Source organism: Bacteroides luti, assembly GCF_900128905.1.
Lineage (GTDB): Bacteria > Bacteroidota > Bacteroidia > Bacteroidales > Bacteroidaceae > Bacteroides > Bacteroides luti.
The window spans coordinates 311,546-324,330 of the sequence record NZ_FQTV01000001.1 but is presented as its reverse complement, the minus strand read 5'-3'; the positions used below and the strand labels follow the sequence as shown (position 1 = coordinate 324,330).

At 40.0% G+C, this 12,785-nt stretch carries 8 protein-coding genes and 1 pseudogene; 1 reads left to right on the top strand and 8 read right to left on the bottom strand.

Annotated elements, in window-relative coordinates; translation table 11 throughout:
- Nucleotides 1-166: 166 nt before the first annotated feature.
- From BUC21_RS01360 to BUC21_RS01325, 8 genes and pseudogenes are all read right to left on the bottom strand, one after another.
- On the bottom strand, nt 167-559 hold the full coding sequence (locus tag BUC21_RS01360) for a heavy-metal-associated domain-containing protein (protein ID WP_245797039.1): 393 nt from the start codon (nt 557-559) through the stop codon (nt 167-169).
- A gap of 50 nt (nt 560-609) precedes the next feature.
- Nucleotides 610-1,944: pseudogene (locus BUC21_RS01355) on the bottom strand (efflux RND transporter periplasmic adaptor subunit); the annotation flags it as partial.
- 8 nt (nt 1,945-1,952) lie between these two features.
- Entirely contained in the window at nt 1,953-3,443 is a 1,491-nt protein-coding gene (locus BUC21_RS01350; protein WP_139261179.1) for a TolC family protein, read from the bottom strand.
- The gene (locus BUC21_RS01345; RefSeq protein WP_073398715.1) at nt 3,433-7,311 is read right to left on the bottom strand and encodes an efflux RND transporter permease subunit; all 3,879 of its coding nucleotides are present in this window, start codon (nt 7,309-7,311) and stop codon (nt 3,433-3,435) included. Before BUC21_RS01345 ends, BUC21_RS01350 begins: the two co-directional genes overlap by 11 nt.
- Nucleotides 7,312-7,480: 169 nt before the next feature.
- Nucleotides 7,481-7,885, bottom strand: coding sequence for an HYC_CC_PP family protein (locus BUC21_RS01340; protein ID WP_139261177.1), 405 nt, complete (start codon nt 7,883-7,885; stop codon nt 7,481-7,483).
- Nucleotides 7,886-8,532: 647 nt separating this feature from the next.
- Nucleotides 8,533-9,900, bottom strand: a complete 1,368-nt coding sequence (locus BUC21_RS01335; protein ID WP_245797038.1) for a phosphatase PAP2 family protein — start codon at nt 9,898-9,900, stop codon at nt 8,533-8,535.
- A gap of 129 nt (nt 9,901-10,029) precedes the next feature.
- Nucleotides 10,030-11,088, bottom strand: coding sequence for a sensor histidine kinase (locus BUC21_RS01330; RefSeq protein WP_073398713.1), 1,059 nt, complete (start codon nt 11,086-11,088; stop codon nt 10,030-10,032).
- The gene (locus BUC21_RS01325; RefSeq protein ID WP_073398712.1) at nt 11,085-11,759 is read right to left on the bottom strand and encodes a response regulator transcription factor; all 675 of its coding nucleotides are present in this window, start codon (nt 11,757-11,759) and stop codon (nt 11,085-11,087) included. Before BUC21_RS01325 ends, BUC21_RS01330 begins: the two co-directional genes overlap by 4 nt.
- Before the next feature lie 294 nt (nt 11,760-12,053).
- Here BUC21_RS01325 and BUC21_RS01320 point away from each other — a divergent pair, with 294 nt between their 5' ends.
- Nucleotides 12,054-12,785, top strand: coding sequence for a glycosyltransferase (locus BUC21_RS01320; protein ID WP_073398711.1), 732 nt, complete (start codon nt 12,054-12,056; stop codon nt 12,783-12,785).

Here is a 12,785-nt window from a genome sequence, read left to right as displayed (position 1 = left end):
CTGACAATAAGAATAGTTGTTCAAGAAAGTATAAGATTTGTTATCGTGGTACGGATGAAAATATAAATTTTCTGATAGATTGATAAATTAAAATAGCCGGGAAGAAATAATAAAAGCCTCCCTTTGAAATAAAGAGAGGCTCTTGTTATTAAACTATCAATAAAGTTTATCTTTTATACTGGCAACAGCTTGGTAAAGCCTTGTAATCTTTAGTGGTTGCTTTAACCGTTCCGGCATCGTGACCGGCTTTGGCAACGGCCTGCATTACTTTCTTAGGAGTGGCCACTGCCGGATCATACTGCAGATGTAATGTCTGACTTTTCTGTTCCCACATTGCCATTTTTACTCCTTTTACACTCTTGGCAGCCTTTTCAATACGTGCTTTACACAGCTCACAGCTCCCTTTAACAGGAATCTGCACGTGTTTCGTTTTGGCAGCCGGAGCTGTTACTGTAGTCTTTGCTTTATTGGGACTTTGAACTGTTGCTTTAACTGGTAAAGCTGTTACAATAGCTAAAATAAGAGTAGCTAAACTCAATTTAATCATTCTTGTTTTCATATTCTTTATTATTTAATTGGTAAATAACTTACTGATTCTTATTACATGTCCATTCCTGGCATGCTGTTAGTCTTTTTATTCTCTGGTTTATCTTGATTCATCATGCTTTGCTTGCCATCCAGCTGCGCACTGGCATCAATGGCAAAAGCACCGTTGGTTACTATTTCTTCGCCCGATGCTAGTCCGCTGAGCACTACATAGGCACCCGAAAGCGACGGACCTAATTCTATTTCCCTCAGGGTAAAGGTAGGTACGGAGGTGCCAGGTGTTTTAACGTAAACAACAGAACGCTTACCGGTCCACAGTACTGCCGATTGTGGAATAACCAGCTGATCTTTACTCTTAGCCAATGAGGCCTTTACATTGCCGGTTACAAACATCTCCGGCTTTAGTTTGCCATCGCTGTTATTTATCTCTACTCTTATGCCTGCTGTGCGGGTAGAGGGATTGATTACCGGATCGATGAAAGATACCTTACCGGAAAAGACTTTCCCCGGAATGGCCTGAAGGGTGAAATCGATCTTGTTTCCTGGTTTAAGGAATGGCAGATCTCCTTCATAGGCTTGAAAAACAGCCCATACACGAGATAAATCGGCTATCTGGAAAAGTACGGAACCTTGATTGATGTAATCGCCCTTATTTACTTGCTTTGCGATAACCTTGCCACTTGTGGTTGCTTTTATCTCAACGATAGGAGAGGTCTTTCCAGATTTCTCTATCGCAGCAATCTGCTGATCGGTTAGATTCCACAAACGCAGTTTCTCTCTTGCAGCATCCAGCAAATAGGCCTTTTGCTGAGAGTTACTCATCCGTGCTGCCTCCAGTAATTCTTGCTGGGCTGTGTAAATTTCCGGAGAGTAGACGGAAGCAAGCGTTTGTCCTTTTCTGACAGATTCTCCTGTGAAATTTACCCAAAGGCGCTCCACACGACCACTTACCGTAGCTGTTTGCGATTGCATCAGTCGCTCATCCGGTTGAATCTTTCCGTAAAGTCGTAAATCTTTCGCCCTGTTATCATTGCCAACAATCGAAGTCTGCACATTAGCCAGTGCCAAAGCCTCTTCGGATAATTGTACGGCATTAGGATCAATGGTAGCACTGCTGTCACTGGAAGAGCCGCTATCTTTCAAAGGGATTAGATCCATACCGCAAATAGGGCACTGGCCGGGTTTATCCATTTTAATCTGTGGATGCATGGAGCAGGTCCAGATGGTATGTTTATGCTCATGCACCTCTTTTTTTGCAGTGGTCTCTGCCTTATCCTTACTGTCGGATGAATGGAAGAACAGCCATCCTAATGCTAGTCCTGCAAATAAAATTAGCAGATATTTTACATAGCTTCTTTTTAAAGCTTCATTGATCCATTCTTTATATTGCTTTTTCATCTTTTTCTTTATTTATTAGTTGTAATCAAATCGTCCTTAGCTATAATCTTCTCAAATTCGGCAACTGCAGTGTTGTATTCCACAACGGAATCTACCTGCTTTAAACTGTAATTAAGCAATTCACGCTGCACTTGCAGTACATCTGTGAGGCTTACACTTGATGCCGCAAATTCACGGAGCATCAGTTGGAATGTGGTTTCTGTAAGCTGACGTTGCTTCTCGTAAAGTGCTATTTTTCTTGAAGCATCGGCAATGCGCAGGTTAATAGCAACGAAGCTGGCCTCGAGCTCATTTTGGGTATTTTGATATTGAAGCTCTGCAGACTGTTTCATTAGTTTGCTGTCCTTAACCTGAGCCTTATACTTCTTTCTGTAAATTGGCAACGTAAACTTAACCATAGGCATTATCATGTCCATACCATTCATATTGTTCATGCTATTCATATCCTCAGGCTTCTTTACGTTAATCATGTATTCCAAACCGATGCCTATCATGGGGTAGCCCATCTTTTTTGCCATTTCTCCTTTAGCCTCGTAAGAAGCACTTTCTGCTTTCCACATAGCAAGCATAGGGTTCTGGGTAACAACGGCTTCCCATGCTGCAGCATCATTAGCTATAAATGGTTTCTGCAGCAAAGTATCGGGCACACTGACAGTTGAAGCATACGGACGTCCCAGTAAAGCATTGAACGCTGCTACGGCTGCTGTAAACTGCGATTGTGTAGTTTCGAGCGAGTTTTCCAGTTCGGCTCTTTCAATCTGTATACGCAGTACATCGGACATGCCACCGCTGCCACTACTCATGGACGAGGAAGACATGCTGCTCGCCATAGAGCCCGACTGGTTTGCTGTCATTGCCGAAGAGGATGGTGAACTAACAGATGAAGTTCCGCCCATTCCTGCCATTCCTCCACCTGTAGAGAGCGGCGTTCCCGATGATACCTGAACTGTAGTTGAAGAGACGGAAGAGTATGAAGAAGAACCGCTAGCTCTGCCTTTTCCACCCGGGGACTTGTATTTGTAAAGAGCAATTTCCTCCAATGATTTCAGTAGTTTAATGTTCTCTCTGATATTTGCAAGCTGTGCCTGAATGCTGTTTAGCTTATACCATTGAGACTGAATATTATAGATTACTTCAAAACTGCTCTCTCTGAACTTCTCGTAAGATGCCTTTGCCATCCACGACATTTCTGATTTGGCAGCTTTCAGCGTTCCGAACCATGGAAACATTTGCATCAGACTCAGTGTTCCAATCTCTTTGCCGTTTACCTGCTCCATAGACTTGAGGTAAAAACTGAATCCTAGCTCTGGGTCGGGCAACGATCCTGCAGGGACTACACGTTGCATAGAAGCTTCGTAGGCTGCAAAGTCGGCACGAATCTTCGGATTGTTTTTAAGTGCCTGTTGCACGTAGACGGCAATACTATCTTGTGCTTTAATCTGGCTATAGTTTGTTGTCAGCAGCACTACTACCAACAAACAAACATATCTATATATCATTTTCCTTTTCATTTGATTGGTTTGAATAGTTAGTTTCAATTTGTTCGGGTAATCGATTGTGTTTCACTGCATTTTCTCTCCACCAACACTGAAGTACGGGAACAACAAACATTGTCATGGTTTGAATCAGCATTCCTCCGAAAGTAGGGATGGCCATTGGTACCATAATGTCTGAACCCTTTCCGGTAGAAGTCAGTACAGGCAGCAAGGCTATTAACGTTGCAGCAGTTGTCATTGAAGCTGCACGTACCCTTTTCAGTCCGGCTTTCACTACTGCTTCACGAATCTCGTCCTTATCAGAAGGCTTTTCGTCAAGGAACATCTGGTGAATATAGGTTCCCATTAAAACTCCGTCGTTGGTGGCAATACCGAAGAGGGCAATGAATCCTACCCACACTGCAACACTCAGGTTAATGGTATGCATCTGAAACATATCACGCATATTCATTCCTGCAATACTAAAGTTAAGGAACCATTCCTGCCCGTATAGCCAGATGAGGATAAATCCTCCGGCAAAGGCTACAAATACACCAGAGAAGTGAATGAACGATGCTGTTACAGACTTGAAACGGAAATAGAGAATCAGCAAGATTAGTATCAAACTGATAGGTATTACAATCAGTAATCTGTTTGTAGCCCGTACTTGCTGTTCATAGTTTCCGGCAAATTTGTATGTTACTCCTTTGGGCAGTTCTATTTTTCTGTCTTTTATGTTGCTATCCAGTATTTTGCTGGCTTCGTTTACCACATCTACTTCTGCTTTATCTGGCTGCTTATCAAAGATAACATATCCTACAAGGAAGGTGTTTTCACTCTGTATCATCTGAGCACCTTTAGCATAGCTGATATCTGCCAGTTCGCTTAGAGGTATTTGTGTGCCGTTGGAAACTGGAATCAATATCTGTCCCAAAGATTCAGGATTATCTCTCAATTCTCGGGCATAACGTAAGCGGATAGGGAAGCGTTCCCGACCTTCGACGGAGGTAGAAAGCTTCATTCCACCTACGGCAGCACCAATAACCTCCTGTAAATCGGAAACCTTAACGCCATACCGAGCCATATTTTCCCGGTTCAGCTTTATCTCCAGATATGGAGCACCCACAGCACGATCATAAAAAACAGAGGCTGGCAGTACGGAAGGAACTTTTTTCAAAGCCTGTTCCATTGCCTTTCCGGCTTTCTCAATGGATTCCAGATCCGGACCATAGATTTTCAGTCCCATAGGGGCTCGCATTCCGGTGGAAAGCATCACCATACGCGTGGCAATAGGCTGTAGCTTGGGTGCAGAGGTTAGTCCGGGAAGATTGGTTACCTTCACTATTTCATTCCAGATATCATTTTTATTTTTTATCTCAGGACGCCATTGACGGTAATATTCTCCGTATCTGTAAGGTATCAGACTATCCCTGGGAATAACTCTGAATTCTTTCTCAGGATCGTATGTTTTGCCACCTAAGAGCACAAACCGCCCTTTTCTGTCCACTTTAAATCGTTCCCGCTGTCCGTCTTCATTCAGCATATACTCCGGACGATAATTAATTGTATTCTCGTACATTTGAATGGGAGCAGGGTCGAGAGCCGAATTTGCACGTCCCCATTTGCCTACAGCCAGTTCTACTTCAGGAATACCTTTTAATCGCCTGTCCAGCTTTTCAATGTTCTGAAGATTCTGCTCTACACCCGAGTGTGGCATGCTGGTAGGCATCAACAGATAAGAACCTTCATCCAGACTAGGCATAAACTCTTTTCCTATACCTGGAAACTCTTTGCTGGCACTACTCCAGAAAGTGGTTTTCCTGAAGGTATTCCAACCTACTGTTTCGAACCCTTTGGCCACAAAACCAAATGTTTTATCGAACCCTATCCATATTACCGAGCCAAACAGCAGGGTGAAGATAGGTATAGCCATAAATTTCCATCTGTTGGCAAGGCACCAGCGGAGAATCTTCTCGTAATAAATAACCAGCGACCAGAGCATAGTAAGGATTACGGTTATTATGCCTGCCACAAACAGCATATTGAGCAGAATTCCATTCTGTGGCCCCAAAGGAAGCCATTCCGACGATAGGAAATAGACTGTAGTAAGCAATGTAATCCCTATATTTATGTAGTTGGGATAATGCTTCTTTTCCTGTTTCCATTTATAAGCGAGCAGATTATTTACTCCAATGGCAGTCAGCGCTAATGCCGGAATTGAACCACTGAAAGCAAACAACAATATGCCTGCTACAATAAGTAATATATTGGCTACTTTGCGATAGCCGTGTTTGGGTATGCGCAAAGAGAATATCCAGTAGGCAAGGGTAGGCAGCAAAACGAGTCCCAAGATAAAGGCCGAAACCAATGCAAACGTTTTGGTATAAGCCAATGGATGGAACATTTTTCCCTCTTGAGCCTGCATAGCAAACACCGGAATAAAGCTGATGATGGTAGTAAGCATTGCCGTACTGATAGCTCCGGATACTTCTGTTACGGAGGTATAGATCAGTGATACAAGATACTCTCCGTATGCTTTTCCTCTATTCTCCGGGAAATTGAGGTGCCTCACTACATTCTCCATAAATACCACACCTACATCTACCATAACACCAATAGCAATGGCAATACCAGATAGAGCAACAATGTTGGCTTCGATACCCAGATTACTCATAATAATAAAAGTACTTAATACAGCTAAAGGCAGCATACCGGCAATAACAATGGATGCACGTAGATTTATAACCAGTACAATAACAACGATGATACAGATTAGGATTTCATGATCTAAAGCACTTTCCAACGTTCCAATAGTCTCTTTTATAAGTTGGGTGCGGTCATAGAACGGAACAACCGTAACTTTCGATACTCTTCCATCGGGTAGAACCTTCTGAGGCATACCGGCCTCTGTCTCTTTAATCTTGGCTTTTACATTATTGATAACATCCATCGGATTAGAACCATATCTTGCCACTACAACAGCACCAACTGCTTCCATACCTTCCTTGTCCAACCCTCCGCGACGAGTAGCCGGACCGTAGTTAACGGTTGCCACATCTTTTATTCTGACTGGAACACCATTTCGCGAAGTAATAGCAGCATTTTCAAGATCGGATAGGTTCTTTATATATCCTAATCCCCTGATCAGGTATTCAACCTTGTTAATTTCAATGGTTTCGGCTCCAATATCGAGATTACTCTTCTTAACCGCATCCATAACGTCCATTACAGATACGCCAAACGATCGCATGGCCTCAGGATTCAGATCTACCTGAAACTCCTTCACATAACCTCCCACGGAGGCAACTTCAGATACACCTTCGGCACTCGACAGAGAGTATTTTACATAATAATCCTGAATGGTACGTAACTCCTGAGGATCCCATCCTCCGGTCGGTTTTCCTGTTTTAGGATCACGGCCTTCGAGCGTGTACCAGAATATTTGTCCCAACGCTGTAGCATCGGGTCCTAGTGTAGGCTGAACACCTTCGGGCAACGTACCTGCAGGCAATGAATTTAATTTCTCAAGAATACGTGAACGACTCCAGTAGAACTCCACATTATCATTAAATATAATGTAGATAAATGACATTCCAAACATAGAGGTGCTACGTATGGTTTTAACGCCCGGAATGCCTAAAAGTGATGTTGTTAAAGGATAAGTTATCTGATCCTGAATATCCTTTGGTGACCTTCCCATCCATTCTGTTGCAACAATCTGCTGATTATCGCCTACATCGGGAATGGCATCTACTGCCACAGGATTACGCGGAAGTAAACCTCCGTGCCAGTTAAACGGAGCAGTAGCTAGTCCCCAGACTATGATAACAATTAATAGAATTGATGTAACAAGCCTGTTTTTAAGAAAATAGTTGATTATTTTATTTAGCATATTTCTTGTTATTTATATAATTCACCAATTATCAGTTTAGCCAGTATATAGGACTAAACTAATAGTAAATTTCGTAATACCAAAAACAAATTGCATTTTTTATTATACAACTCCTCATTAATTAAAGTAATTGATAATAAGTGATTTGTATGGTACGGTAATAACTAGTCTAAGCTAAAAATGGAGGCGCACGATCTCCTCCTGAACTAATAAAAACAGGTTCGTGATAATGTGAAATATAGGGTTTATATTGAATCGTTATAGAATCAATATTTCCCTCTAACCCTGTAATATTAGGATACAGGTAAAACAAGTCCGAAAGAAAACTGAGGTGAAAATCAGGATTGATTTGTGCAATCTCTCCCCGAGTATATTCATTTTGAATTTTATAAAAATGTGATTCATTTTTGCAGCAACCGCTACATTTTCGTATTCCCTTGCAGCAGGATTTTACTTCATGACTGATGGAAACAGACACAAGCTTTGCTCCACAATAATGACTGGAGATAGGTACACCTATGGTACTTATCATTAAAAGTAAAACAGCTATTATGTGAGTCAGTCTTTTTAGCATCTGTTTTTAACCGATTAATCCAATTGGTCTATTTTATACAAAACAAGATAAATCTTACTTTTGTTTAAAAACGTACATACTTATCGATGCTACAAATGTATAAGTTATATAGAGTATATGAAATACCACAAATATGGTATTTTTAGCTCTCTTGCTTTATTTCTCGCGCTGAATATTTCTACTGTTTGCAACATTATATTTTTATCTTAAAGCTATGTTGGCTACTTCTATTATATACAGTAGAAGTACATATTAAAGTTGAAAAAACGTGCGGTAAAACCTGGTGAATACAAACCTATATTCTATTATATTAAAGTACACAGCCACGGATAACTGATGAGCTCGTCATTTCTATATTTTGTTATAGTACATTTTAAAGAAGGGTGGAGTTACTTGTTCTGCACAATTATCTATTACACAGATTAAAAACGAAGTAAACAGCTTAAAAGGGTGGAGCTGCACGTTCATCACAAGTATCTTCTGATGTATTTGTTTTATCTTTTAAAAAAAATAAAAATTTGAACGATAATAAGTTTTGCAAAAAGAACTGCATCTCCTTCGTTATAATAAAAATAGAGAGAAGGCCGAAGCCTTCTCTCTGGTCTGGTTAGGAAGTTTACTCATTGATTACCAACGAGATTTTATATCTAGAATTGAACATTCACCGATCCTCCTGTTGTAAGTAAATGCTTGATAGTACAGTTTCCTGGTACAGGAGAGGGCAAAAGATTGTAATCAACAAAGAATCTTACACCAAAGTTTTGTTTCACCAGATAATTCATTGAAATTCCGGTTCCAAAGGTTAAACCTCCTTTTTTCCCAATTTCAGCTGTAGAAGAAGAGAGGGTGTATTTTGAAAAGTGGCTATATCCGGCTAGTAGCTTACTTCCAGCCGACCATCTGGATGAAATGGGGTATGAGAAATAAGGACCTACAGAGCCTGTAAAGATATCCAGGTTATCGTTTTGTGCTACGTCATCTACCAATACACCCATGCTGGCAACAGAAAATCGTCCACCAAAGCCTAGATATGGATTCATAAACCAAGCACCTTCCAGTCCGGCATTACTACCTGCTGAGAGTGATAAGCTGCTTCCATTATGCATACTAAACTCACCGGGTAACAGGTTTACACCCAGATACAGTCCAAAGAAAGATGGGTTATGGAAACGGTCGAACTGTTCCTCTTCAAGATAAGAGTGGGTAATACCTTTATCCTTGAATAGCACATCAGCCAGGAAGTATCCGAATTCTGTAGACAAGATACCAATTCCGGCACCAACCATAATATCGCTTAACCAATGCTTGTTGTTCAGCTGACGGGTAACTCCGGTAATTGTGGCCAAAGAATATGCTCCGATGCTGTACCATGGGCTGCGGGTTAGTCCGTATTCCTTGTGCATCATGGTAGCAGCCATAAATGCTGTAGCTGTGTGTCCCGACGGAAACGAATGATTGTTTGAGCCATCCGGGCGCATTACATTAGTAGTAGTCTTCAAGGTATTTACCGCAGCAGCAATAATAGCTGCCGAAAAAGCATCCGATGCTAACATCCTTGACCATGAGCTTCGTCCTTCTACGCCACCTATCTTCATGCCAATCATTGCCACTGCAGGTGCAAACTGAAGGTAATCATCATAATGCTGTCTGAAAGTAGGTATGTATTCATTTCTGAGACTGCGGAAATGGTCGTCTCCATACTTTACGATTAGTCCTCCTGCAATAAGCGGAGCACCAATATAAACCAGCTGGAATGTGCGTGACGAAGTAACTCTATCGAGCTTTATTTTAAAACTCTCTCTTGGTGCAGATGTGATTATACTGTCGTTTTGTATATTTAGAATCTGATTATAGTTTACAGATGATTTCTGAACATAATCTCTTACAGTATTGATATCTTTAAGAGACAACATTCCTTTTTGCATAGTAGTTTCACCAATCTTTTCTGGTGTGTTTGCCTGTGCTAATTCTCCAAAAGATAGAAATAACAGCAAACAGATAAAAAATAACTTCATAAGCATCTCTGTTGAATGTTACGAAGTTAACAAGTGAAATCTGTATAAAATTTGAATTTATGGTTTATGGATAGAATAAATAATATAAAATATATTAATAAAAAAGGAATACATCATTCTGTTTTTATTCTAGTTAATAAAACTGACAATAAACTCATGTCTGTTTTCATTATACTGATATTCAATATTCCATCCGTGAAAATTACAGATAGCCTTTACTATGGCTAATCCCAGACCATTTCCTTTTATTTTCTCAGATGACCGGTTGAAGCGTTCGAATACTAAATCCTTGTTGAGCATACCTTCTGCAGAGGTATTGGCTATAATTAGTTTATCCGGTTTTATGGTAATAAAGATTTCTCCGTTGGCAATATTATGTCTTACAGCATTAACTACCAAATTATTAATCAGGCTTTCCAGCAGAGTTTTGTTTGCCTCTACAGTGAGAGATTTCACCTGAATATCTTCGTTGATTGATGTACCCTGAGTAAATCCATTTAAAAGGGGTAACATATTCTCTGTAAGCTGAACAACATCTAGAATCTCCATTTGTGTGTACTGTCTGTTATCTATCTTGGCAAGTAAGAGGAGGTCTTTATTCAGGCGTGCCAAGCGTCCGGATACTTCATACAGACTTTGTACAATGTCGGCTTGTTGCTCGGACAAGTCGGGCTGTTGCAGCAGTAAATCAAGTTTAGTCTGGAAAATAGCCAGAGGAGTTTGTAGCTCATGCGATGCATTTTCAGTAAACTCCTTTTGCATTTTGTAACTACGCAGGTTTTTCTCAATCAGTTTGGTAAGCACCGAATTTAGCCGGTTAAATTCTTTAATATTGCTTCTTAAAAACAGGGGAAGTGATTCTTGTTCAAGCGAAAAATGTTCAATGCGTTTCAGCGTATCATCAAAAGGAGCCCATATTTGCTTTGAGATTACTTTCAGCATCACACTTAAAGAAACCAGTAAAACTCCCATTATTATTCCGAACTGCAATAATATACCTTCGAACATATCTCGTTCAAAGTCTGTATGAGGTATAGGAGTTCCCAATTTCGCAGCTTCAATAACTTCTCTTAAATCTTCTGCATAGTAGTATTTGGTGAGCAGGTAAAAAAGAGGAGTGGTGAGTATAAATATAATCGCTGTACAAATTGTAAACCTGGTAAGACTCTTTTGAAGTAGACTTTTCATTCAATCCATTTATATCCGGTTCCATAAACATTTTTAATACAATCCTGGCAACCAGCTTCTGCCAGTTTAGCTTTTAGGTTCTTGATATGCGCATAAATAAAATCCTGACTATCGAGCATGTCTGCCATGTCGCCACTAAGATGTTCTGCCAAAGCATTTTTAGAAACTACTCTGTTTTTGTTTCCTATAAGAAATAAAAGAAGTTCATATTCGGTTTTTGTCAGAGCTATAAGCTGTTCGTTCACCTTGACTTCCTTGTTTAGAATATCAATCGTAAGGTTGTTGATGGTGAGCATATTACTGCTTGAAAACAATCTGCGACGAATGATTGCATAGATACGTACACTCAGCTCGGGAAGATGGAAAGGCTTGGGAAGATAATCATCGGCTCCAATCTTTAGTCCGCGTATTTTGTCGTCTAGTGAATCTTTTGCAGAAATGATGATAACTCCTGCAGGATTATTCTGCCGCTTTATTTCGGTAAGAATATCCAGTCCGTTTCCTCCGGGTAGCATTAAGTCGAGTAAAATGCAATCATAAGAGTAAAGGCCAATCTTCTCCATGGCTTCATTATACGTAAAAGCCTGTTCGCAAAGATAGTTCTCTGCGGAAAGATAGGTTGCTATCCCGCGCGATAGTTCGCGTTCATCTTCAATAATTAATAGCTTCATAGGAACAAATATAAATGAAATAAATAAGATAATTATGACTGAGATGGTTTTATAAATAAAAAAGATAAAAGCACAACTAACAAATTTAAGGTTTACATTTTGTAGAAATTCTGAATATAAGGCTGTTATTAAGAAAAAAACTCAGCATTTAGATTATTTATTTCTGTTAAATAGATTAATCCTGCAGAATTTCTTCAAATTTTCTACAAAATTGAGCGCTTAATTTGCAAAATCTGCTATCTTTGATTTTCTGAAAAGCAGACATTAATTTAAACCACATAAACAGTTTGTAAAATGAATAAATCTGCAAACTATAAGTTTACCATAATTGTTCCCGTTTATAACGAGGAAGACAATATATACGCTCTAGAAGAGAAACTAGGCAAGTTCTTACCACAATCTATTTATCCGGCATGTGTACTTTTTGTAAACGACGGATCGAAAGATAACAGCAAAATGCTTCTTACTGAAATATGTAACAGAAACGAACATTTCTATTATATGGATTTAGTTCAGAATTCGGGATTGAGTGCTGCCATTAAAGCCGGAATTGACTCCGTTTGTTCTGAATACCTAGGATATATGGATGCCGATTTGCAAACTACTCCTGATGATTTCAATTTGTTGCTTGAACACATCAAGGACTATGAGATGGTGATGGGAATAAGAGCCAATCGTAAAGATACCTTTTCCAAAAAAATTCAGTCGAAAATAGCCAATGGTTTCCGTAATATGATGACTCATGACGGAGTTTCCGATACCGGATGCCCGCTTAAAGTATTGCATACGGATTATGCAAGGAGAGTACCATTCTTTACTGGTATGCACCGTTTCCTGCCTGCTTTGATTCAGTTGCAGAATGGAAAGGTAAAACAGATTCCGGTTCGCCATTTTCCTCGTGTGGCCGGTGTTTCAAAATATAATTTATGGAACAGACTTATTTCTCCATTCATTGACTGCTTTGCATACCGATGGATGAAAAAGAGATATATCAACTACAATATTGGCGAAAATAATCTGCAGTAA